Here is a 22,035-nt window from a genome sequence, read left to right on the forward strand (position 1 = left end):
GGAGCTACCGATGAATGACGTCTCTCTGTGGGAGAGCATGGGTCCAGAGCTGTGGCCCGCCTTCTGGGTGACCATCCAGCTGACCTTCTACTCGGCGATCGGCTCGCTGGTGTGGGGCACGATCCTCGCGGCCATGCGGGTCTCCCCCGTGCCGGTGATGCGCGGCTTCGCCGAGGTCTACGTGAACATCGTCCGCAACACGCCGCTGACACTCGTGGTGCTGTTCTGTGCGATCGGCCTGTACCAGAACCTGGGCCTGACCTTCGCGCCGACGATCGAGTCGAACAACTTCTGGCTCGCCGTCCTCGCCTTCGTGCTGTACACCTCGACGTTCGTCTGTGAGACGCTGCGCTCCGGCTTCAACACGGTCCCGCTCGGGCAGGCCGAAGCCGCTCGCTCCCTCGGCCTCTCGTTCACGCAGGTCTTCGGGGTCATCGTGCTGCCACAGGCGATCCGGTCGGTGATCGGTCCGCTGGGCAGCGTCCTGATCGCGCTCACCAAGAACACGACGGTCGCCTCGGTGATCGGCGTCGCCGAGGCGGCGGCTCTGATGAAGACCGAGATCGAGACCTACTCCGACCAGCTGTTCGTCATCTTCGGCGTCATCGCGGCGGGATTCATGATCATCACACTCAGCGAGGGTGCCGTCTTCGGCTACCTCGCCAAGCGACTGGCGGTGAAACGATGAGCGCTGACTCGACCGTCCTCTACGACGCCCCGGGACCACGCGCCCGCACCCGGAACCGCTTGCTGGCGATCGCGTTCATCGCGGTCCTGGCCGCGATCGCGATCTACGTGATCGCCGTCCTCGCCGCCAACGAACAGTTCACCGCCGAGAAGTGGTCGCCGTTCGTCACGTGGAGCACTTGGACCGGCTACATCCTGCCGGGCCTGTGGCGGACCCTCGCGGCCGCGGCGGTCTCGATCGTGCTGTCGTTGTTGCTCGGTGCGGTCCTCGGTATCGGCCGACTCTCCGATCACCTGTGGGTACGCACCATCGCGGGCCTGTTCGTCGAGGTGTTCCGCGCCATCCCGGTGCTGATCCTGATGGTGTTCACCTGGTTCCTGTTCGCGATCTACGGGGTCTTCCCGTCGTCCTTCCTGGCGTTCGCGGCGGTGGTCACCGGACTCACCCTGTACAACGGGTCGGTCATGGCCGAGATCCTGCGATCCGGTATCAACTCACTGCCCAAGGGACAAACCGAGGCGTCGATGGCCCTGGGTCTGCGCAAGAGCCAGATGATGCGCATCATCCTTCTGCCACAGGCGATCACGGCGATGATGCCCGCACTGATCTCGCAGATGGTCGTGGCGCTGAAGGACAGTGCGCTGGGCTACATCATCGGTTACTCCGAGGTGGTCCGCAGCGGCCTGCTCTCGGCGTCGCGCTACGGCAACTACATCCCGGCACTGATCGTCGTGGCCATCATCATGATCCTGATCAACTTCGGGCTCTCGACCTTCGCCACCAGCCTCGAACGCCGGCTCCGGCAGGGGCGCCGGTCGTCCGCACCGCCCGCGGATCCGGAAGAGACCGAACTCGCTGCGTCGGAGAACCTGCCGACCGGCAGGTGACACCCGCACGATCGTCGTGTGGGGGCGCTCAGCCGCTACGCAGCTCGCTGAGCGCCTCCCCCACGACGTCGAACGCCAGGGATTGGGAATAGCCGCGCCGCACCAGCATTCCGACGAGACGTCGCATCGCCTTGTCGCGTTCGGCGCGATCCTCGGCTATCCGGTCGACGACCGAGGGCGTGAGTTTGCGCACGACCAGACCCGACGCGATCTCACGTTCGTCGTCGGGGTCGATGTCGGCGAGGGCCTCGGCGATGATCGACTCGTCGATCCCCTTGGTGCGGAGCTCGTGTCGTAACGCGACGCGCCCCTTACCGGAGTTGAGGTGGCGGGATCGTACCCAATCGGAGGCGAACTCCTCGTCGTCGAGGAGGTTGTGTTGCTCCAGGCGCGCCATCACGTCGTCGACCGCCTCGGGTTCGAAACCCTTGCGCGTCAATCGCTCTCGCATCTCCTGGCGTGAACGCGCACGGACCCCGAGCAGTCGGAGCGCCGAGTCCCATGCGCTGGGTCCCTTACGGTCGGGGTCGTTGTCCCGCCGTGTGCGCGTCTGCCCGGGGTCCGTTGCCTCGCTCACGGTCTACCTGAACTCGCCTTCGATGTCAGAATTCGACTGGGGCGGGGGCGATGTCGTCGGCGTCGACGGTTGCGCCGATGCCCAGCTTCTCTTTGATCTTCTTCTCGATCTCGTCGCGGATGTCGACGTTCTCGAGCAGGAACTTGCGCGCGTTCTCCTTGCCCTGGCCGAGTTGATCGCCCTCGTAGGTGAACCACGAACCGGACTTGCGGATGAAGCCCTCCGCGACACCCATGTCGATCAGCGAGCCCTCCTTGCTGATGCCCTGGCCGTAGAGGATGTCGAACTCGGCCTGCTTGAACGGCGGTGCGACCTTGTTCTTGACGACCTTGACGCGTGTGCGGTTACCGACCGCGTCGGTCCCGTCCTTGAGGGTCTCGATCCGGCGGACGTCGAGGCGCACCGACGAGTAGAACTTCAGCGCCTTTCCGCCCGTGGTGGTCTCGGGCGAACCGAACATGACGCCGATCTTCTCGCGTAGCTGGTTGATGAAGATCGCGGTGGTCTTCGACTGGTTCAGCGCGGAGGTCATCTTCCGCAGGGCCTGGCTCATCAGGCGGGCCTGCAGACCGACGTGGCTGTCGCCCATCTCGCCCTCGATCTCGGCCTTGGGGACCAGCGCGGCCACCGAGTCGATGACCAGGATGTCGAGCGCGCCCGATCGGATCAGCATGTCCGCGATCTCGAGCGCCTGCTCACCGGTGTCGGGCTGGGACACCAGCAGCGCGTCGGTGTCGACGCCGAGTTTGGCGGCGTAGTCGGGATCGAGTGCGTGCTCGGCGTCGATGAACGCGGCGATGCCGCCCTGCGCCTGGGCGTTGGCGACGGCGTGCAGGGCGACGGTCGTCTTACCCGAGGACTCCGGACCGTAGATCTCCACGACGCGGCCGCGGGGCAGTCCGCCGATACCGAGGGCGACGTCGAGCGCGATGGACCCGGTGGGGATGATCTCGATCGGCTGACGGGTCTCCTCGCCGAGCCGCATCACCGAACCCTTGCCGAAGTTCTTGTCGATCTGCGCGAGGGCGAGGTCGAGAGCCTTCTCGCGGTCTTGGGGCGCAGGTGCCATGGGAGTTCTCCTCGGTTGTGAGCCGGATTTCCGGCGGGCGGTCTGTGCGGTCCGGGCGTTCATGTGATGAAAGTAGCCGGTGGGTCCGACAACTCTTCAGACGCAGACTCGGCCCGTGTGGTTCCGTCTGATTTCACCTCTGGGCACCAGGATGGACGAACACCTGTTCGATGGCAAGTGTGACACGCGGTGGCGTGTCACCAGCGATGGCGCGGTACGTCGAAGTCGCGACAGATCGCGATCCAGACGTCGCGCGGGTCGACCCCGTCGTCGATCGCCTGGGCACCCGTGCGTCCGCCGACCTCGATCAGGATGTGATCGGACAGGATCGAATCCGCCGACGGCACACCGAATTCGGTGGTCATCAACTCGGTGAACTCGGTCAGACGCACGGGTCCAGCCTAGGTGACGCCGCCAGAACGCGATGCGCGACCGCCACCGGGTCGACGACGTCGGTCACCGACTCCCCGATCGCACCCGCCGCGCGTGCATGTGCCGGATCGTCCAGGACGGCCCGCACGGCGTCGGCAACCGCGTCCGCGGTGACCGGACGCACCGCCTGCCCCGCGCCGGCTCGTCGGATCCGGGCGGCGAGCTCCCACTGGTCACCCCCACCGGGTACCGCGACGACCGGCACCGTCGCGAGCATCGCCTTCGCGAGGATCCCGTGCCCGGAGCCACAGATCAGCAGGTCGGCGTGCGCGAGCACCTCGTCCTGCCGGCCCGGCCCCGCCGTGATCAGTTCCCCGCGGAAGCGGGCGAGATCAGCCCCGTCGGGGTCTCGGAGCCCCGAGACCACCACCCGCACGGTCCGGCCCAGTGTGTCGGGCGACAGCGCTTCGAGAGCCTCGCCGAGCATGTCGGCGGCGCCGGTCTGCGCGGTCGACGGGGCGACGACGACGAGGGGGTGATCGCCGGGAGGCACGGTGAAGTGATCGTCGGTGGGCTCCCACACCAGGGGTCCGACGAGATGCGCGTCGGTCGGCCAGTCGGGGCGCGGGACCTCGAGGCCGGGAAGGGTGGCGATGAGTCGCGCCGCCGGTTCCGCGTCGACGTCACCCAGCCCGATCGTCCGCCGGGCAGCGTCCCGCTGCCGCACGCCCTGGCGGATCGACGACGCGGTGGCGGCGCGCATCAGCGTGTCGCGCAGCCGACCCCCGACGCCGCGACCCGGTTCGAGCCCGGACCCGATCGGCGGTAGTCCCCGGGACGGCCGGTACAGCGGATGCGGCGACAGCTCGATCCAGGGCAGTCCACACAGTTGAGCGGCCCAGCCCCCGCCCACGGTGATGACGTCGGAGATGACGAGTTGCGACCCGGCCGCACGCAGCGGCCCGACGAGCTGCTGGGCCATGCGCGCGGCGCGGGCACTCAGTTTGGCTCCGGCGTCGGAGTCGTCGTCGGAGTCCTCGGCGCGCAGCCCCGGGAGATCAGCGATGTCGATCCCCCGGCGGCGCGCGGCCTCCGACCATGCGAGGGAGGTGAACACGACCGGTGTGTCACCGGCGGAGCGGAACCGCTCGGCCAGCGCGAAAGCCGGGAAGGCATGCCCGGCGTCGGAGCCCGCGACGATCGCGACGCGCACGGGTTCGTCGTGCACGCGTGCGCGATCTGTCAGTTCTGCTGGGGCGGCTCGGTGGTCGGCGGCGCGGACTGGGTCGCCGGCTTCTGCAGACCCGGTGCGGTCGTCCCGGCGGCGGGCAGCGCGTCACCGCGCATGCTCGCGCGGATCTGTTCGAGACGAGAATGTCCGGCCATCTGCACGCCGGCCTGCTCGACCTCCTGCATGCGGCCCTGCACGGAGTTCTTGGCCAGCTCCGCCGAACCGAGCGCGTTCGCGTAGCGTCGTTCGATCTTGTCGCGGACCTGGTCGAGGCTCGGCGTGTTCCCGGGCACCGACAGCTCGCTCATCTGGTTGAGCGACGCCGAGACCTGCTCCTGCATCTTCGCCTGCTCGAGTTGACTGAGCAGCTTCGAACGCTCGGACAGCTTCTGCTGCAGGATCATCGCGTTGCGCTCGACGGCCTTCTTGGCCTGATCGGCCGCCTGGAGCGACTGGTCGTGCAAGGACTTGAGGTCCTCCACGCTCTGCTCGGCGGTCACCAGCTGGGCCGCGAACGCCTCGGCGGCGTTGGTGTACTCGGTCGCCTTCTGGGTGTCGCCGGCCGCGGCGGCCTGATCGGCCAGCGTCAGCGCCTGGCGGGTGTTCGCCTGCAGCCGCTCGACGTCCTCGAGTTGCCGGTTCAGCTTCATCTCGAGCTGCCGCTGGTTGCCGATCACCGAGGCCGCCTGCTGCGAGAGCGCCTGGTGCTGACGCTGGGCGTCCTCGATCGCCTGCTGGATCTGGACCTTCGGGTCAGCGTGCTCGTCGATCTTCGCGTTGCCGAGTGCTGTGAGGTAGCGCCACAACTTCACGAACGGGTTCGCCATGCTCGTCGTACTCCATTCAGGGGTCTGAGAACTCTGGTGACCAATCTAGCGTCTGCGAGTCCGGTGTTGAGTCGGTGTCGTTCAGACGGTGCGGGTCAGGCAGCCGCGAGAGCCGTGGCCTCCCGGCGACCGGCGGGAGCCGGGATCACGACCTTGGTCGCGGTCAGTCCGGCCTCGGTGGCTTCGACGCCGTCACCCATCGGCTCGGCGCCGACCACGACGGGTTCGGCACCGGCCGGACGCATTGCGCTGCCGACTTCGAGGAGCAGGTCGGCGATCTCGACGTCGAGCGCGTCGCAGATCGCGGCGAGCAGTTCGCTCGACGCCTCCTTCTGACCGCGTTCGACTTCCGAGAGGTAGCCCAGACTCACCCGCGCACCGGTGGACACCTCGCGCAGGGTCCGGCCCTGCTGCGTCCGGACCCGACGCAGGCTGTCGCCGAGCGCCTCGCGTAAGAGCATCGCCATCGAGTCTCCTCCCTACTGAACGTCTCGGCCCAACTGAACTGCTCGGCGCCCACCGAACCGGCGGCGCGCCTGCTGCCCTCCCCAACGCTTCGCGGTCCCGACGGGTTCCCCGCGGCACCGGCGGCGTCGGCACCCACGGTCGGGGCAGCACCGTCTGATCGACGATAGTCGAAGTCAGTGACCGCCGCCGGTTCCTCCCACAGCACGTCCGCGCGGTGCCACCGGCCGGGGTGCGGTCTCATCGCGATCGGACCGGACCTTGACCGCCTGCCAGGTGTAGTCCAGACCCGTGTAGATCGTCACCACCACCGCCAGTCCCATCAGGATGTCGGCGGCGAGCTGCCACGGTCCGCCGAGCGGGAGGAGGTACAGACCGATGGCGAGCGCCTGCAGCAGCGTCTTGAGCTTGCCGCCGCGGCTGGCCGGTATGACCTTGTGCCGCAACACCCAGAAACGCAGCGCCGTCACCCACACCTCGCGGGCGACGATCACCACGGTGACCCACCACGGCAGGATGCCGAGGATCGACAGCCCGACGAGGGCACCGCCGATCAGGGCCTTGTCCGCGATGGGGTCGGCCAGCTTCCCGAAGTCGGTGATCAGGCCGCGCTGCCGCGCGATCATCCCGTCGTACCGGTCGGTCAGCGCCGCGACCCCGAAGACGATCGTGGCGATCGTGCGCCACAGCGTCGACTCGCCCGACTCCATGAACAGCGCCACCAGGAACACCGGCACCAGGACGATCCGGAACACCGTGAGTGCGTTGGCGATGTTGACCACCGGCACCGGGTCCACCGGGTCGGTGATGTGGTCGGGCCCGCGGCCCACATTGGCGATGCCGTTCTCTTCGACGGCCCGCCGGATCCGGTCGGTCATGAGCTCGCTCCTGACCGCGGCGTCGTGCCGCAGTTCAGGGCAGTCCTCAAGTACACGCCCATCAGGGTATCGGCAGTCCCGAGGAACGACGTGCACAGGTCGCCCCATCGCAGAGACTAAGCTGAATTCCCATGTCCCCCGCCGATCACGTCGTCATCCGTCGTGCGCGCACCTCCGACGTCCCGCGGATCAAAGAACTGATCGACCAGTACGCCGGGAAAATCCTCCTCGAGAAGAACCTCGTCACGCTCTACGAGTCCGTCCAGGAGTTCTGGGTCGCCGACGTCGACGGCCTGGTCGTCGGTTGTGGTGCGCTGCATGTGCTCTGGGCCGATCTCGGCGAGGTCCGCACGGTCGCCGTCGACAACGCCCACGCCGGGCGCGGCATCGGCCACCTCCTCGTCGACCGGCTCATGGCGGTCGCCCGCGAACTGCAGCTCTCGCGCGTCTTCGTGCTCACGTTCGAGACGGCCTTCTTCGCGCGGCACGGTTTCGCCGAGATCCAGGGCACCCCGGTCACGCGCGAGGTGTTCGAGGAGATGTGCCGGTCCTATGACACCGGCGTCGCAGAGTTTCTCGACCTCAGTTATGTCAAACCCAACACCCTGGGCAACACCCGGATGCTGGCAACCATCGAGCAGGGGTGACCATGCCGTTCTTCGCCGTGCAGTACACCTATCGCCCCGCCAAGGCCGCCCTGCGGGATCAGCACCGGCCTTTGCACCGGGAGTGGCTCGCGGAAGAACACTCGGCGGGCAACGTGCTGATCGCCGGCCCCTATCCCGACGGGTCGGGCGCGCTCATCGTCATCCGCGCAGCCGACCTCGAGGCGGCCGAGGCATTCCTGGCCAACGACCCGTTCCAGGCGCATCAAGCCGTCGATGCCATCCGCATCGACGAGTGGACGCAGGTGTTCGGGCCGTTCCCGGGCTGATGCCACGTCCACCCGTCGGCGACGGGTGGACGTGGACGGGTCAGGAGTCCTTGGACTTCGGTGCCGGCGAGTCGGTCGTGTCGCCGGCGGATTCGACCTCCGGCGACTTCGCCATCCCGCGACTCTTGATCAGGCTGGCCACCGTGGTGATCACCAGGACACCGAGGATCACCGACAGCGACAGCCCGGTGGAGATCTCGGGGACCGCCACGTGCTCGCCACCGTTGATGAAGGACAGGGTGTTCTCGTGCAGGGCGTGGAGGACCAGCTTGACGCCGATGAAGGCCAAGATGATCGACAGGCCGATGGACAGGTACACCAGGCGGTCGAGCAGTCCGCCGATGAGGAAGAACAGCTGACGCAGACCCATCAGGGCGAACGCGTTGGCGGTGAAGACCAGGTAGGGCTCGGACGTGAGGCCGTAGATGGCCGGGATCGAGTCGAGCGCGAACAGCACGTCGGTGAAGCCGATGACGATGAGAACCATCAGCATCGGGGTCGCGAGGCGCTTGCCGTTGACGCGGGTGAACAGCTTGTCGCGGTCGTACGAGTCATGCGTGCGCAGGTAGCGCTTGACGAAGCGCTCGAGGCGCGTCTCGCGCTCCTCCTCGTGCTCGACCGGGTCGTCGCTCTCGCGGAGCAGCTTGACGGCGGTGAAGATCAGGAACGCGCCGAACAGGTAGAAGACCCAGCTGTAGGCGTTGATCGCGGCCGCACCGACGGCGATGAAGATGCCGCGCATGATGAGGGCCATCAAGATGCCGAGCAGCAGGACCTTCTGCTGGTACTCCTTGGGCACCGCGAACTTCGCCATGATGATGACGAAGACGAACAGGTTGTCCACCGACAGCGCCTTCTCGGTGACGTAACCGGCGAAGTACTCACCGCCGAAGGTCGAACCCCAGTTCCACCAGACGAACAGACCGAAGATGACGGCGAAAGCGATGTAGATCGCCGACCAGATGCCCGACTCCTTGAGCGACGGCGCGTGGGGCACGCGCACGTGGGTGAAGAAGTCGAACGCGAACAGGGCGAGGATCACCGCACAGGTGATCAGCCATACGGACAGCGAAACATCCACTTGTAACCTCCAGCAGGCAGCATGAGCTGACGAGCCAGAGGTCTCTCCCACCGAACGGGGGCCGACGCTCCGGGTCAGGGCCGCGACGATGATCGGCATCGTTGCGAATCGTGACCGTATTGACGGAGACGCCGCTTTGGGGATACTCCCCTCATGGATCTCCGGCTACCTTATACAAACTGCAGGAAACCTGCAGAAACCGCAGGTCAGCGACCCGAGTCAGGTGCCGGAACTGTCCGTTTCGTCGCCGCCGCCGGTGATCGAGGCGATCACCCCCGCCAGATCGTCGGGCTTCACGAGCACCTCACGCGCCTTCGATCCCTCGCTGGGGCCGACCACTCCCCGCGTCTCCATCAGGTCCATGAGACGGCCGGCCTTGGCGAACCCGACCCGCAGCTTGCGCTGCAGCATCGACGTCGACCCGAACTGGCTCGACACGACCAGTTCGATCGCCTGCAGGAGATCGTCGAGGTCGTTGCCGATGTCGCTGTCGATGTCCTTTTTGTCGCCCGCCTTCGCCGCGGTGACACCCTCGGTGTACTCCGGCTCGGCCTGCTCCTTGGAGAAATCGACGACCGCGGCGATCTCCTCGTCGGTGATGTAGGCACCCTGCATGCGGATCGGCTTGTTGGCGCCCATCGGGAGGAACAGGCCGTCGCCCATGCCGATCAGCTTCTCGGCACCCGGCTGATCCAGGATGACGCGTGAGTCGGTCAGCGACGACGTCGCGAACGCCAGCCGCGACGGCACGTTGGTCTTGATCAGACCGGTGACGACATCGACCGACGGACGCTGCGTCGCGAGCACCAGATGGATGCCGGCGGCGCGCGCCTTCTGGGTGATCCGCACGATCGCGTCCTCGACGTCGCGGGGCGCGGTCATCATCAGGTCGGCGAGCTCGTCGACGATGGCCAAGATGTACGGATACGGCTTGTAGACGCGTTCGCTGCCCAGCGGGGCGGTGATGTCTCCCGACCGGACCTTCGAGTTGAAGTCGTCGATGTGGCGCACCCGCGAGGCCTTCATGTCCTGATAGCGCTGCTCCATCTCCTCGACGAGCCAGGCGAGTGCGGCAGCGGCCTTCTTCGGTTGCGTGATGATCGGCGTGATGAGGTGCGGGATTCCCTCGTACGGGGTGAGCTCGACCATCTTCGGGTCGATCAGGATCATCCGCACCTGCTCCGGCGTCGCACGGCTGAGCAGCGACACGAGCATGGAATTGACGAAGCTCGACTTGCCCGAGCCGGTCGACCCGGCGACCAGCAGGTGCGGCATCTTCGCCAGGTTGGCGCTGACGAAATCACCCTCGATGTCCTTGCCGAGCCCGATCACCAACGGATGCTTGTCCTTCCGGGTCGACGGCGAGTTCAGCACGTCGGCCAGGCGAACCATCTCACGGTCGGAGTTGGGGACCTCGATACCGACCGCGGACTTGCCGGGGATCGGCGCGAGCAGGCGCACGTTGTCCGTTGCCGCGGCGTAGGCGATGTTGCGTTGCAGCGCGGTGATCTTCTCGACCTTCACACCCGGGCCGAGTTCGATCTCGTATCGCGTGACGGTCGGCCCGCGGGTGTATCCGGTGACCGCGGCGTCGATCTTGAACTGCTCCAGCACGCCGGTCATCCGGTCGATCATGTCGTCGTTGGCGCTGCTGCCCATCTTCGGCGGATCGCCCTCGAGGAGAAGGTCGGCGGGCGGCAGGCGATAGTCCCCGTCCGCGGTGGGATCGGACGGGATGAACGCCTCGTCGTCCGACATCCCCTCGTCCGTCATCTCGTCGTCGAGATCGGGTTCGTGCCGGGGCTCCGGTTCGGGTGCGGGACGCGGCTCGGATCGCGCGGTGGCCCGCCGGGCCGGGGTGGCGCGGGTACGGGGGCTCGGCGCGATCACCTCGGTGACCTGCTGGTCGGCATCCGCGAAGTTCTCGGTGACGGCCTCCTCGAGCGGGGCGACGTCGGCGATGTCGGCGGGCTTGCGCCGCGACGTCCGTCCCGAGGTCCGCGCCGGCGCCGAATCCGGCGGGTAGTTGTCGTACGGGTTCGACGAGTACGGCCGACGCCGGGACCGCGACTCGAGCGCACCGGAGTCCCAGGGATCCGACTCGGCGCTGTCGGTCTCGGTATCGGGGTCGTCGAAATCCGGATCGTCGTAGTTCTCGGCGTCGGCATCCCACTCGTCGTCGTCCCAGGGCGCGTCGTCGCCTCGTCCGACGCCCAGCCCGAGGTAACCGGCGGCGGCGTCCACGACCTCGCGGACGGTTCGGCCGCTGAGGATGAGTACGCCGAATGCCATGCACAACAACAGGATCGGCACCGAGACCCACGCGGTGACACCCGCGGTCAACGGTGTGCCCACCGCGAAGCCGACGAACCCGGCCGCGCCGGACCGTCCGGGCAGGTCGACCGGCGCGCCGGCGACGAGGTGCATCAGACCGAGCAGCGGAAGGATCACCAGGAACCCACCCGACAGGTAGCGGCCGCGTCGCTCCGGGGCGGCCGGCCGTCGCATCAGGACCACTGCCAGCGCGAGGAGACCGACCGGCACGAGCACGGCCGCCGACCCGATGACCGCGCGGATGAGGGCCTCGATGAAGGCGCCCACCGGACCCGCCGCACCGAACCACACACTGGCGCCGACGAGCAGACCGAAGGCGAGGAGACCGAGTGCTGTCCCGTCCCGCCGATGGCTGTGACCGCCGGGCCGGGGTCGACCGTTGCCGTCGGACCCGTCGTCGAACTCCTCGAAGTCCGGGTCGGTGTCGTCGATGTCGTCGAACTCTCCGACGACTTCGGTGCGCGGTCCGCGGCCGACGCCCGAGCCCGCCCGGGCGGCGCTGCCGACGCCCCGCGCGAACAACGACCATCCGGCACCGATGCCCTTGCCCACCGCGGACGCCCCGGCCGCGGCGACGGAACGACGATGCAGGTCCACCGACTCCGCTGGTGCAGCGGACCGGGAACTCTTCCGCGATGCCCCGGCCTTCGACCTCGTCGAGGCACCGGCGCCCGTCTGACGACGCGAACCACCGCTCTTCGAACCGCCGCTCTTCGAACCGTCACCCGTCGAGCGGCGAGCGGCGGTCGAACTCCCTCGAGCCGAACTCGCCCGCCCCGAACCACCGCGAGCGGATCCACCGCGCGTGGAACCAGCAGCGCCGCGCGCGGAGGACGCGCGTGTACCCGTGCTTGCTTTCGAAGCCATACCGACAGACTAGTGGGCAGCGGTCACATCAGTCACACGGGCAACACAGACAACGAATGCGTGTCGAAGTTGTGATCGCTCAGAGGCCGCGCGAACTCTCGCGGACGCCCGTGATCGCGGCGGCGTCACCGGCGAATGTGACGTCGACCGGTGTACGGCCGAACGCGAACAGCACCAGCTCACCGACACGACCGGTCACGATGACGTCGTCACCCGATCCCGCCGTCACCAGATCCTCGCCGTCCGGGGTACGCAGGGTCACGCGGGCCGGGACCTTCTTGAGCGTCATCCGGCCCATCGACTTGGCCGGCGTGCGCAACTCCGCCTCGAGTTCGGGGGCCAGCGACCGGGGCGTCCACGGCCCGTCGGGGTCGGCGCCGCCACGCAGGACGTCTTCGTGGTGGACGAACATCTCGGCCAGGTTGGCGAATCGGTCGATCAGCTTGAACGGCGAGTAGACCGGCGGCCCCGAGGCGAGCAACGCCAGTTGGGCATCCCAGTCCTTCGACGTCGCCTGGGCTCGCACCTTCTCGGTGTGGCCGGCGAAAGCCGGGATGAGAATGCCCGGCCCGGTGTCGGGGCGTCGTTCCCGGACCACGAGATGCGCCAACAGATCGCGGGTGGTCCAGCCCTCACACAAGGTGGGCGCGTCGGGGCCCACCTTTCGAAGGGTCTCGACGAGGGCTGCTCTTTCCTTCTGCGCTCCGGTCACACGACCACGGTAGCGACAAAGAGATGGTCTCGTTCCTCGGCGCCGGTCAGTCCCCGACCGCGATGACCGTCGGCACGATCATCGGACGGCGACGATAGGCGGTCGACACCCAGCGCCCGACCGCACGGCGAATCCCCTGGGCGATCCGGTGCGTGTCGGAGACACCCTCGGCCGCCAGCGAATCCAGCGTCTGGTTGACGATGTCCGCCGCCTCCTTGAGCGCGTCCGGGTCGTCGGAGAAGCCGCGGCCGGAGACCTCGGGTGTGCTCACCGCACGGCCCGTCGTCACGTCCACGGCGACGGTGATGGCGATGAAGCCACCCTCCCCCAGCACGAGCCGTTCGGAGAGCGTCGACTCCCCCACGTCGCCGACCGAGAGGCCATCGACGTAGACGTGCCCGACCGGAACCCGTCCGACGATGTCGGCGCGACCGTCGACGAGGTCGACCACCACGCCGTCCTCGGCGAGGACGACCCGGTCCTCGGGCACACCGGTCGCGACCGCGAGCGCGGCGTTGGCGCGCAGGTGCCGCCATTCGCCGTGCACGGGCATCGCATTCGAGGGGCGCACCGCGTTGTAGAGGTAGAGCAGCTCACCGGCCGAGGCGTGGCCCGAGACATGGACTTTCGCGCTCTGCTGGGTGATGACGGTCGCGCCGCGCTTGGCCAGCCCGTTGACGACGGCGAACACCGAGTTCTCGTTGCCGGGGATGAGCGAGGACGCCAGCACGACGAGGTCGTCGGCCCGGATGTTGATCTGCCGGTGCTCTCCGCGCGCCATCCGGGAGAGCGCGGACAGCGGCTCGCCCTGCGAGCCGGTGGAGATCAGCACCACGCGGTGGTCGGGCAGGGTTGCCGCGGTGTCGAGATCGACGACGACGCCGTCGGGTACCGAGAGGTAGCCGAGATCCTGCGCGATCTGCATGTTGCGCACCATCGAACGGCCGACGAAGGTGACCCGCCGATTGTGGGTGTGCGCCACGTCGATGATCTGCTGGATGCGATGGACGTGGCTCGCGAACGACGCCACGATGACCCGCTGTGTGGCCTTGCCGATGACCTGGTCGAGCACCCCGCCGATCTGACGTTCCGGGGTCACGAAACCGGGCACCTCGGCGTTGGTCGAGTCCACCAGGAACAGGTCGACGCCCTCATCGCCGAGGCGGCTGAACCCGGCGAGGTCGGTGAGCCGGCCGTCGAGGGGCAGCTGGTCGAGCTTGATGTCGCCGGTGTGCAGCACGACGCCGGCGGGGGTCCGGATCGCGACGGCCAGGGCGTCCGGGATCGAGTGGTTGACGGCGAAGTACTCGCACTCGAACGGGCCGTGCGAGGTCTTCTGACCTTCGACGACCTCGACGAGCTTGGGTCGCAGGCGATGCTCGCGACACTTGGCCTCGACCAGGGCGAGCGTGAACTTCGCGCCGATCACCGGGATGTCGCTGCGTAGCCGGAGCAGGAACGGCAGAGCGCCGATGTGGTCCTCGTGGCCGTGGGTCAGGATCACCGCGTCGACGTCGTCCATGCGGTCTTCGATGTAGCGGAAGTCCGGCAGGATCAGGTCGACGCCCGGCTGGGCGTCCTCGGGGAAGAGCACACCGCAGTCGACGATCAGCAGACGGCCGTTGTATTCGAAGACGGTCATGTTGCGGCCGATCTCGCCGATCCCGCCGAGCGCCACCACGCGCAGACCACCCTTGGGCAGTCGGCGGGGTGTGCCCAGTCGGTCGACAGGGGCCGGGGTTGCCGGTTCGGGCCGGCGGCCGCCGCGGGCGTCGCCGCGCTCGTGGCGGGGGCGACGGGTGTTCGACGCGGGACTCGCCGGACGCTTGGCCGCGTGCTTCGGCGAGTTCGCGTCGGATTTCGGTTCCGATGATCCGGTCCGCTCGGCTCGCGCGCGCCGGGGTTGCCGTGCCTTCGAGGTCACCTCGACAGGCTCGGCGGGCGGGGTGGGCTCGGCGGACGGGGTGGGCTCGGCGGACGGGGTCGGCTCGGCGGACGGGGTCGGCTCGGCGGGGGGCGGACTCGGCGGGCCGGCCTTGCGGGCGGCGGCCCGGCGTCGGGTCCGGGGGCGGACGGTGCCGGTGGTGTCGTTGCCGGTGGTGTCGTTGCCGGTGTGGGGGCCGGTGGTGTCGTTGTCCGTCATCAGACCAGCACACCCGCCGCGCGCAGATCCACGATCAGTTCCTCGATCTGCGCCGGGTTCGCGGGCACCTGCGGCAGGCGCGGGTCGCCGACCTCCAGCCCGAGGATGCGCAGTGCCGCCTTCACCATCGTGACCCCGCCGAGGCGCCCCATGGCGTTGACCAGCGGCAGCATCGAGGTGTTGATCGCGCGGGCGGTCGGCAGATCGCCCTTCTCGACAGCGATCTGCATGTCGCGCAGGCGATCCGGGACGAGGTGGCCGATGACGCTGACATAACCGGTCGCGCCGATCGACAGCCACGGCAGGTTGAGTGCGTCCTCGCCGGACAGGTACTCCAGGCTGGTGCTGGCGATCAGGCCGGCCGCCGAGTGCAGGTCGCCCTTGGCGTCCTTCACCCCGCGGATGTTGGGGTGTTCGGCCAGGGCGAGCATCGTCTCGTTCATGATCGGGACCACCGATCGCGGCGGGATGTCGTAGAGCAGCACCGGCAGCGCGGTGGCGTCGGCGACGGTCCGGAAGTGCGCGAGGAGCCCGGCCTGCGGCGGCTTCGAGTAGTACGGGGTCACCACGAGGAGCGCGTGAGCACCGATCTTCTCGGACTCGATCGCGAACCGGACGCTCTCGGCGGTGTCGTAACTGCCTGCGCCCTGGGTGATCCGGGCCCGGTCGCCCACCGCGTCGAGGACCACCCGCAGCAACTCGAGCTTCTCCGGCACGGTGGTGGTCGGCGATTCACCGGTGGTGCCGGACACGACCAGCCCGTCACATCCCTTGGCGACCAGATGGTCGGCGAGGACGGCGGCCTTGTCCAGATCGAGGCTTCCGTCCGGGCGGAAGGGGGTGACCATCGCAACCACGTTCGTCCCGAAGGGATGCTCGTGCAGCGGTTCCTGGACTGCGTTCATGGTGCTCAAGGCTACCGCCTCCCTGTTGGTGACGATCCTCACCCTTCCAGCACGAATGGTGAGGTGGCGACCTCGGTCCCGTCGGCCAGGGTGCCGATCTCGAAATCGCCGAACACGGTGGGCGCCACCCGCATCAACTGGCGTAGACACTCCACCGCGAGCTGGCGGATCTCGACGTCGGCGTGCTCGGTGGCGCGCATGCCGACGAAGTGCCGCCAGGCGCGATGGTTGCCGGTGACGACGATCTTTGTCTCGGTGGCGTTCGGCAGTACGGAGCGAGCGGCCTGACGTGCCTGTTTCCGACGCAGGATGGCGTTGGGGACGTCGGCGAACTTCGCCTCCAGCGCCGCGAGGAGCTCGGTGTAGGCCGCCCGGCTCGCGTCGGTCGCCGCGGTGAAGAGGTCCTCGAGCTCCGGGTCGCCCACGATCGCCGGCGGCGCCACGACGTTGGAGTCGTGCTCGGGCACGAACCGCTGGGACAGTTGCGAGTACGAGAAGTGGCGGTGCCGGATCAGTTCGTGGGTGCACGAGCGGGAGATGCCGCTGATGTAGAACGTCACCGATGCGTGTTCGAGCAGCGACAGGTGCCCGACCTCGAGGATGTGCCGCAGGTAGCCGGCATTGGTGGCGGTACGCGGGTTCGGCTTGTCCCAGCTCTGGTAGCACGCCCGGCCGGCGAACTCGACCAACGCCTCACCGCCCTCGGCGTCGGTGCTCCACGGCACGTCTCCCGGCGGGGTGAACTGGGTCATCGCCACCATCTGCACCTTCAGCGGCACCAATTCGGACACGCATGTCTCCTGTCGTCCGTCGCGGCCACACGTCCGCGTGCCGCGCGGTATCCGATTCTCCCCCACCACGTGAGTACCGCACCGTCGGGCTCCGCCCGCGGTAGAGTCCCTGCAGGCGTGGGCGAGTACCCGGGGGTGGATGCGATGACGACGCGACGCGACTTCCTGCGCACGGGTGCGGTCGTGACCGGTGCGGCGCTCGCCTCCCCCGCCGTCGTCGCCCAGGGCGCGCCGCGGTCGCCCGGGCCCCCGTCGGCGGCAGTGTTCCGCCACGGCGTCGCGTCCGGCGACCCGCTCCCCGACGCCGTCGTCCTCTGGACCCGCATCACCCCGACCCCGGCTGCGACACCCGGTTCCGGCCTGGGGCCGCAGAGCCTCGTCCGCTGGGAGATCGCCCGGGACCCCGGCTTCGGCGCCGTCGTGGCCGCGGGCGAGGTGCGGACGTCCGCCGACTCCGACCATACGGTGAAGATCGACGCGTCGGGTCTGGCGCCGCGCACCTGGTACCACTACCGCTTCACGGTGCTGTCCGGACCCGCCACCGGCGCGGTGTCGCCCGTCGGTCGCACGTGCACCGCCCCCGCGACCGGTGCCGACGTCGCGAAGATCCGATTCGGCGTCGTGTCGTGTGCCAACTGGGAGGCCGGATACTTCGCCGCCTACCGGCATCTGGCCGCGCAGCCGGCACTCGACGCGGTGGTCCACCTGGGCGACTATTTCTACGAGTACGAGACCGGGCGATACACCGGCAAGACCGGAACCGTCCGGCCGCACGACCCCCGCCACGAGATCGTCACCCTGCGCGACTACCGGACACGCCACGCGCAGTACAAGACCGACCCCGACCTCGCCCGGCTGCACCGGGACCTGCCGTTCATCTGCATCTGGGACGACCACGAGTCGTCGAACGACTCGTGGTCGGGCGGGGCGGAGAACCATCAGGCGGGCGAGGGCTCCTGGGCCGCGCGGCGCACCGCCGCGCTTCGCGCGTACGCCGAGTGGATGCCGATCCGCCCCGCCGTCGACACCGCGGGCCGGCACCTGTTCCGCAGGCTCCGCTTCGGCCGTCTGCTCGAGTTGTCCATGCTGGATCTGCGCTCCTACCGCGACCTGCAGGTCAGCGCCCGGTCGGCGGCCATCGACGATCCCGCCCGCTCGATCCTCGGCCGGGCACAGATGTCGTGGCTGACCAATGGACTCACGTCGTCGGAGACCCGCTGGAAGATCGTCGGCAACCCGGTGATGATCGCCCCGGTGCTGATCCCCCCGCTGGATCCGCAGACAACCGGCGCGGTCACCGCACTGCTCGGCATCCCGCGCGAGGGCATCCCGTACAACGCCGACCAGTGGGACGGTTACGCCGCCGATCGTCGACGTCTCCTCGAATCGCTGCGCCGCAATCGCGTCGACAACGTCGTCTTCATCACCGGTGACATCCACTCGTCGTGGGCGTGCGACATCCCGGCCGACCCGGCGAACTATCCCGGCGGCGGGAGTGTCGCAACGGAATTGGTCGGCACCTCGATCACGTCGACCAACATCGACGACATGCTGAACGTGCCCGCCAACACCGCCGGGGTCGCGGTGTCCTCGGCCTTCGCGGCCACGAACCACCACGTGCGCTGGAGCGAGTTCGACGCGCACGGGTATTCGGTCCTGACCGTGACGCCGGCGGCGACGCAGATGGACTGGTACTTCGTGCACGACAAGACGAATCCGCGCTCCGGCCAGTATTACGCGAAGTCCTACCGGGTCGCGAACGGCACCCAGCGGGTCGTCCCGGCGGGTGGGCCGGTCGACTAGCTGCCAGTCTCAACCTGATCCAGCAGCGCCGACAACTTCGCGTGGGTGTCGGGCCAGCCGTGGACGGCGATCGAGGTGATCCCGAGGGCCTTGACCGGATAGTCGTTGCCGCCCTCGTCGAGCCGGTCGCCGAAGAACAGGATGTCGCTGGTGCTGAGGCCGAGGATGTCCATCAACTTCAGTGCGCCGTAAGCCTTGTCGATGCCCTTCTTGGTGACGTCCACCGACGTCGAACCGCCGCTGCGCACCTCGAGGTCGGGAAGTCGCTCGGCGGCGTAGGCCCGCAGGGACTCCTTCTTCGCTCCGTCGGGGTCCCAGGCCGCCTTCGCGTCGACGGGCGCCTTCTGCCCCAGCGCGCTGAAGGTGATCTGGCTGCCGCGGTCCTCGAGGATGTCACCCCACGTCTCGCTCTCCCACAGGCCGAGCTCTTTCGCGCCGGCCTCCAGCACGTCGAGCGTGCGCTGCTTCTCGTCGTCGGTGAGGAACTCCGCGTAGACCGTCTCCCAGTCGTTCCCGGACCACCGCACGTACTGCGTTCCGCACGTCGGCATGAGGTGGAGGTTCGCGACGCTGTCGAAGTTGCCGAGCCGCGCGAGAACCTGCTTCTCGAACTGGGTGAAGTTGCCGCCGGAGATGATGCAGCCCAGGCTCACGTCGAGCATCCGACGCAACAGATCGACCATCTGGTCGTCGAGCGGGCTCTTCGACGGGGCCAGGGTGTCGTCGAGATCGAACATCACCAATCGGTAGTCGTTGCCCTCATACGACACGGTCATCGCTTCGTCTCCCATCGCTGTCGTGAAATTTCGATCCTCAGCATCGCATCACCCGGTGTGGGTCACGCGACGTGCAGCACCCGTTGCAGGTCGGGCGCCAGGTCGCCGCGTCCGGACACGACGACATCGTCGAGGTCTTGCCAGCCGGCGAAGCTCCGCAGATCCGCGGACAACCGTTCGGCGACGAGGCCTCGGGAACGACCCGGCTCGCAGTAGGCCCCGAGCACCTGCAGGGTGCGGTTCTTGCGGTCGGCCTTCAGGTCCACGCGCGCGGCGATGTCGGTGCCCAGCAGATACGGCAGCACGTAATAGCCATGCACGCGTTTGTGTTCGGGCACATAGATCTCGATACGGTAGTGGAAGTCGAAGAGTCGTTCGGCGCGGGGGCGGAAGAACACGAGCGGGTCGAACGGCGACAGGATCGCCGAGGCATCGACGCGTCGCGGGATCATCGCGCCGGCGGCCAGGTAGGCCGGGTCGCGCCAGCCGTCCACGGAGATCTCCTGCAGCCCACCGTCTTCGACGAGTTCGGCGACCGCCGGTCGCGCGTCGGCCGGCCGGAGCCGGTAGTAGTCGGCCAGATCGGCCACGGTGGCGACACCGAGCGCCTGGGCGGCACGGCTGACGAGTTCACGGTGCGCCTGCCCACGGTCGGGTCGCAGCGCGACGATGTCCGCGCCGACGATCCGTTCGGTGAGGTCGTAGTGCCGCACGAAGTTCCCGTTGCGGACCGCCGACAGGTCACCGGCGGCGAACATGGCCTCGCACAGGTGCTTCACCTCGCCCCGCTGCCACCAGCTCCCGGCTGCACCGGGTTCACGTTCGATGCCCAGTTCCGCTTCGATGGCACGGGGCGTGGTCGCGCCGACCACCTCGATCACAGCCCGGACGTCGGCGACCAGAGAACGGTTGCGACGCATCACATCTCGCGTGTGCCGATACCGACCGTCGGCGAAGTCGTCCATCCGCCATCGGAAGAGGGGCCAGTCGTTCACCGGGATCAGCGCGGCTTCGTGGGCCCAGTACTCGACGAGCAGCCGCCGACCGCGTCCGGGCTGCCACGCGGCGCGGTGCAACAGGTCGGGATCGTAGGCACCCAGGCGAGAGAACAGCGGCATGAAGTGCGCACGCGCGGCAATGTTGACCGAGTCCATCTGCAGCAGCCGCGTCCGGCCGACGACGCGCTTCAGGTGTGCCATGGTGGGCGCGGCGGCGGGCCGACGGTCGGTGAAACCCTGTGCGGCGAGCGCGATTCGACGCGCCTGTGCGATCGAGAGACGATCCGGCGCCATCAGCCCTGCCGAGCGCGCCGATAGTCGACGAAGCGGTACCCGATGCCGCTCGTCGAGGTCTGCCACTCACCGCGATGTGCCAAAGCCCACTCGTCGGTGATCTCCGGGGCGAACGCGTCGGCACCGTCGATCTCGACGTCGATCTCCGTGACACACAGTTCAGTGGCGAATTCCATTGCCAAGCGGTAGATCTCGCCGCCGCCGATGATTCCGATCCGTTCGCCACCGGCCAGCTCGAGCGCCTCGGCGACCGATCCCACGACCGAGGCGCCGTCGGCCGACCACCCCGCGTCGCGGGTGACGACCACATTGGCGCGACCGGGCAGCGGCCGAAATCGCGGCGGCAGCGAATCCCATGTCTTGCGGCCCATGACAACCGGGTGCCCGACCGTCAGTTCCTTGAACCGTGCCACATCTTCGGGGACCCGCCACGGGATCGTGTTGTCCCGGCCGATCGCCCCGCCGCGTCCCTGCGCCCAGACCAGGCGCACCTCACGCGAGCCCTCCCCCGCGAGGTCGGACGTCACACCGCCACCGGGGCTTTGATCCCGGGATGGGACCGGTAGTCGACGATGGCGATGTCGTCGTACTCGTAGTCGAAGATCGAATTCCGCTTGCGCAGTTCGAGTTTCGGGTACGGGTACGGGTCGCGTGACAGTTGCAACGTCACCTGCTCGACGTGGTTGTCGTAGATGTGGCAGTCGCCGCCGGTCCACACGAACTCGCCGACCTCGAGGCCCGCCTGTTGGGCCATCATGTGCGTCAGCAGCGCATACGACGCGATGTTGAACGGCACGCCGAGGAACAGGTCGGCGCTGCGCTGGTACAGCTGGCACGACAGCTTGCCGTCGGCGACGTAGAACTGGAAGAACGCGTGGCAAGGCGGCAGTGCCATCTGCGGGATCTCCCCCACGTTCCATGCGGACACGATGTTCCGGCGCGAATCGGGGTTGGTCTTGAGCAGGTCGAGGGCGGCCGCGATCTGGTCGATGTGCTCGCCGGACGGGGTCGGCCAGCTCCGCCATTGCACGCCGTAGACGGGTCCGAGTTCACCGTTCTCGTCGGCCCACTCGTCCCAGATCGAGACCCCGCGCTCCTGCAGCCACCGCACATTCGAGTCGCCGCGCAGGAACCACAACAACTCGTAGACGATCGACTTCAGATGCACCTTCTTGGTGGTGATCAGTGGGAAACCCTCGGCGAGGTCGTAGCGCAATTGCCTGCCGAAGAGGCTGCGCGTCCCGGTGCCGGTGCGGTCGGCCTTTGGTGTCCCGGTCTCCATGACGAGGCTCAGCAGGTCCTCGTACGGAGTCGGGATGGTCCCGGTCGATGACATGTCGCGGATGGCCGTGCTCACGGGTGCCAGTCTAGGCAAAGCAGTAGTCGCACCGCCGGGCGCACGA

22 protein-coding genes are annotated in these 22,035 nt (G+C 68.2%); 5 read left to right on the top strand and 17 right to left on the bottom strand.

All coding sequences use genetic code 11. The annotated features are described in order from the left end of the window. Positions 1-10 precede the first annotated feature (10 nt). Both ACFUEJ_RS07825 and ACFUEJ_RS07830 read left to right on the top strand, forming a co-directional pair. Positions 11-688 (top strand): amino acid ABC transporter permease, encoded by a 678-nt coding sequence (locus tag ACFUEJ_RS07825; protein WP_058250184.1) that lies wholly within the window; start codon positions 11-13, stop codon positions 686-688. Beyond that, on the top strand, positions 685-1,575 hold the full coding sequence (locus ACFUEJ_RS07830; RefSeq protein WP_068969884.1) for an amino acid ABC transporter permease: 891 nt from the start codon (positions 685-687) through the stop codon (positions 1,573-1,575). The genes ACFUEJ_RS07825 and ACFUEJ_RS07830 overlap by 4 nt, the downstream gene beginning before the upstream one ends. Positions 1,576-1,603: 28 nt before the next feature. Here ACFUEJ_RS07830 and ACFUEJ_RS07835 read toward each other — a convergent pair whose 3' ends face one another. The 7 genes from ACFUEJ_RS07835 to pgsA form a co-directional block, all read right to left on the bottom strand. Continuing rightward, entirely contained in the window at positions 1,604-2,152 is a 549-nt protein-coding gene (locus ACFUEJ_RS07835; RefSeq protein WP_159370671.1) for a regulatory protein RecX, read from the bottom strand. A 25-nt stretch (positions 2,153-2,177) separates the two neighbouring features. Further along, entirely contained in the window at positions 2,178-3,221 is a 1,044-nt protein-coding gene (gene recA, locus ACFUEJ_RS07840; RefSeq protein ID WP_006866461.1) for a recombinase RecA, read from the bottom strand. Positions 3,222-3,418: 197 nt separating this feature from the next. After that, positions 3,419-3,613, bottom strand: a complete 195-nt coding sequence (locus ACFUEJ_RS07845; protein ID WP_058250181.1) for a DUF3046 domain-containing protein — start codon at positions 3,611-3,613, stop codon at positions 3,419-3,421. Then, positions 3,604-4,806, bottom strand: a complete 1,203-nt coding sequence (locus ACFUEJ_RS07850; protein WP_159371894.1) for a glycosyltransferase — start codon at positions 4,804-4,806, stop codon at positions 3,604-3,606. The genes ACFUEJ_RS07845 and ACFUEJ_RS07850 overlap by 10 nt, the downstream gene beginning before the upstream one ends. 29 nt (positions 4,807-4,835) lie before the next feature. After that, complete coding sequence (gene pspA / locus ACFUEJ_RS07855; RefSeq protein ID WP_058250180.1) at positions 4,836-5,651, bottom strand: phage shock protein PspA; 816 nt, start codon at positions 5,649-5,651, stop codon at positions 4,836-4,838. Positions 5,652-5,746: 95 nt separating this feature from the next. Next, positions 5,747-6,118 carry a helix-turn-helix domain-containing protein gene (locus tag ACFUEJ_RS07860; RefSeq protein ID WP_058250179.1) on the bottom strand — a complete coding sequence of 124 codons (372 nt, stop codon included), beginning with the start codon at positions 6,116-6,118 and terminating at the stop codon, positions 5,747-5,749. A 174-nt stretch (positions 6,119-6,292) separates the two neighbouring features. After that, entirely contained in the window at positions 6,293-6,994 is a 702-nt protein-coding gene (gene pgsA, locus ACFUEJ_RS07865; RefSeq protein ID WP_065628926.1) for a CDP-diacylglycerol--glycerol-3-phosphate 3-phosphatidyltransferase, read from the bottom strand. Positions 6,995-7,125: 131 nt separating this feature from the next. Here pgsA and ACFUEJ_RS07870 point away from each other — a divergent pair, with 131 nt between their 5' ends. Continuing rightward, positions 7,126-7,641, top strand: coding sequence for an amino-acid N-acetyltransferase (locus ACFUEJ_RS07870; RefSeq protein ID WP_159370670.1), 516 nt, complete (start codon positions 7,126-7,128; stop codon positions 7,639-7,641). Between the two features lie 2 nt (positions 7,642-7,643). Continuing rightward, on the top strand, positions 7,644-7,928 hold the full coding sequence (locus tag ACFUEJ_RS07875; RefSeq protein ID WP_068969879.1) for a YciI family protein: 285 nt from the start codon (positions 7,644-7,646) through the stop codon (positions 7,926-7,928). 40 nt (positions 7,929-7,968) lie between these two features. Here the strand turns inward: ACFUEJ_RS07875 and ACFUEJ_RS07880 are convergent, their stop codons facing one another. The 6 genes from ACFUEJ_RS07880 to thyX all read right to left on the bottom strand — a co-directional run bounded on the left by ACFUEJ_RS07880 (position 7,969) and on the right by thyX (position 16,761). Next, complete coding sequence (locus ACFUEJ_RS07880) at positions 7,969-9,009, bottom strand: TerC family protein (protein WP_159370669.1); 1,041 nt, start codon at positions 9,007-9,009, stop codon at positions 7,969-7,971. A gap of 219 nt (positions 9,010-9,228) precedes the next feature. After that, a complete protein-coding gene (locus ACFUEJ_RS07885; RefSeq protein ID WP_388028478.1) occupies positions 9,229-12,210 on the bottom strand; it encodes a DNA translocase FtsK 4TM domain-containing protein in 2,982 nt (993 codons plus the stop codon). A 79-nt stretch (positions 12,211-12,289) separates the two neighbouring features. After that, the gene (locus ACFUEJ_RS07890; protein ID WP_068969877.1) at positions 12,290-12,922 is read right to left on the bottom strand and encodes a TIGR03085 family metal-binding protein; all 633 of its coding nucleotides are present in this window, start codon (positions 12,920-12,922) and stop codon (positions 12,290-12,292) included. Between the two features lie 46 nt (positions 12,923-12,968). Beyond that, positions 12,969-15,065, bottom strand: a complete 2,097-nt coding sequence (locus ACFUEJ_RS07895; protein ID WP_165630177.1) for a ribonuclease J — start codon at positions 15,063-15,065, stop codon at positions 12,969-12,971. Then, positions 15,065-15,970 carry a 4-hydroxy-tetrahydrodipicolinate synthase gene (gene dapA / locus ACFUEJ_RS07900; protein WP_058250171.1) on the bottom strand — a complete coding sequence of 302 codons (906 nt, stop codon included), beginning with the start codon at positions 15,968-15,970 and terminating at the stop codon, positions 15,065-15,067. Before dapA ends, ACFUEJ_RS07895 begins: the two co-directional genes overlap by 1 nt. A gap of 38 nt (positions 15,971-16,008) precedes the next feature. Next, complete coding sequence (gene thyX, locus ACFUEJ_RS07905) at positions 16,009-16,761, bottom strand: FAD-dependent thymidylate synthase (protein ID WP_065628932.1); 753 nt, start codon at positions 16,759-16,761, stop codon at positions 16,009-16,011. Between the two features lie 144 nt (positions 16,762-16,905). Between thyX and ACFUEJ_RS07910 the strand changes: the two genes are divergently transcribed. Beyond that, positions 16,906-18,564, top strand: coding sequence for an alkaline phosphatase D family protein (locus tag ACFUEJ_RS07910; RefSeq protein ID WP_388028482.1), 1,659 nt, complete (start codon positions 16,906-16,908; stop codon positions 18,562-18,564). Here ACFUEJ_RS07910 and ACFUEJ_RS07915 read toward each other — a convergent pair. From ACFUEJ_RS07915 to ACFUEJ_RS07930, 4 genes are all read right to left on the bottom strand, one after another. Then, on the bottom strand, positions 18,561-19,340 hold the full coding sequence (locus ACFUEJ_RS07915; protein WP_058250306.1) for an HAD-IIB family hydrolase: 780 nt from the start codon (positions 19,338-19,340) through the stop codon (positions 18,561-18,563). The two genes, ACFUEJ_RS07910 and ACFUEJ_RS07915, sit on opposite strands and share 4 nt — an antisense overlap. Before the next feature lie 62 nt (positions 19,341-19,402). Next, complete coding sequence (locus ACFUEJ_RS07920; protein WP_338857456.1) at positions 19,403-20,632, bottom strand: DNA glycosylase AlkZ-like family protein; 1,230 nt, start codon at positions 20,630-20,632, stop codon at positions 19,403-19,405. Further along, positions 20,632-21,159, bottom strand: a complete 528-nt coding sequence (locus tag ACFUEJ_RS07925; protein WP_068969787.1) for a dihydrofolate reductase — start codon at positions 21,157-21,159, stop codon at positions 20,632-20,634. Before ACFUEJ_RS07925 ends, ACFUEJ_RS07920 begins: the two co-directional genes overlap by 1 nt. Further along, the gene (locus ACFUEJ_RS07930; protein WP_338857453.1) at positions 21,156-21,989 is read right to left on the bottom strand and encodes a thymidylate synthase; all 834 of its coding nucleotides are present in this window, start codon (positions 21,987-21,989) and stop codon (positions 21,156-21,158) included. The genes ACFUEJ_RS07925 and ACFUEJ_RS07930 overlap by 4 nt, the downstream gene beginning before the upstream one ends. Positions 21,990-22,035 lie beyond the last annotated feature (46 nt).

The organism is Gordonia sp. NPDC057258 (genome assembly GCF_042668985.1).
GTDB lineage: Bacteria > Actinomycetota > Actinomycetes > Mycobacteriales > Mycobacteriaceae > Gordonia > Gordonia hongkongensis.